We start from the raw sequence: 1,091 nt of genomic DNA, 5'->3' as shown, positions 1-1,091 counted from the left end.
AACGGAAAGCAACTTAAACAACAGTTATTGGAAGGGAAATATAAACCTAATCCAGTCCGAAGGGTAGAAATACCAAAAGAAACAAAAGGCGAGTTTAGAAAACTTGGAGTACCAACAGTTGTAGACCGCGTCTTTCAACAAGCAATTACACAGGTACTTTCACCTATTTATGAGGAGCAGTTTTCAGAAAATAGTTATGGTTTTCGCCCATGTAGAGGTGCTCATGATGCACTAAAACAATGCCAAACAAATGTAAATGATGGATATGTATATGTGGTAGATATGGATTTAGAGAAGTTCTTTGACACAGTATGTCAGAGCAAACTCATTGAAGTATTATCACGAACCATCAAGGATGGAAGAGTCATTTCACTAATCCACAAATATCTCAATGCTGGAGTGATTAGCAGAGGGGTATTTGAAAAGACGGAAGTGGGTATGCCACAAGGCGGACCACTAAGCCCATTGCTCAGTAATATAATGCTGAATGAATTAGACAAGGAATTAGAGCATAGGGGACATCGATTTGTTCGTTATGCAGACGACTGTATGATTTTCTGCAAAAGTAAGAAAAGTGCAGAAAGAACCTTGGAAAACATCATACCATTCATTGAAGGGAAGCTTTTCTTGAAAGTGAATAGAAATAAAACGTGTGTGGAACATATCAGTAGAGTTAAGTACCTTGGTTATAGCTTTTATAGGTATCGAGGCAAATGCAGATTTAGAGTTCATCCAAAATCTATTGTAAAAATGAATGATAAAATCCGAGAATTAACAAAACGTAGCAATGGATGGGGAAATGAATATCGTGCATTAAAACTAACTCAATTTATAAGAGGATGGGTAAACTACTTTGGATTGGCGGATATGAAGAAGCTACTTCGAGAAACAGATGAATGGCTAAGGCATAAGATAAGGACAATTTACTGGAAACAATGGAAGAAGGTTAAAACGAAATTCAAGGAACTCAAAAAGTTAGGCGTGGAAGAAGAAAAAGCGTGGATATGCGCAAACATGCGAAATGGCAACTGGTATTGTGGTAGTTATTTTGTATTACAGACTGCGTTTAACAACAAGAAACTCCGTGAACT

1 protein-coding gene is annotated in these 1,091 nt (G+C 37.1%); it reads left to right on the top strand.

Going from position 1 to position 1,091, the window contains the following annotated elements; translation table 11 throughout:
- Positions 1–1,091 (top strand): group II intron reverse transcriptase/maturase (gene ltrA, locus T537_RS0109480; protein ID WP_034244637.1); only part of this gene is annotated, 1,091 nt, incomplete at both ends.

Origin of the sequence: Lachnospira multipara LB2003, assembly GCF_000702205.1 — a bacterium.
Classification (GTDB): Bacteria; Bacillota; Clostridia; order Lachnospirales; family Lachnospiraceae; genus Lachnospira; species Lachnospira multipara_A.
This window is presented reverse-complemented; position numbering and strand designations above follow the sequence as displayed.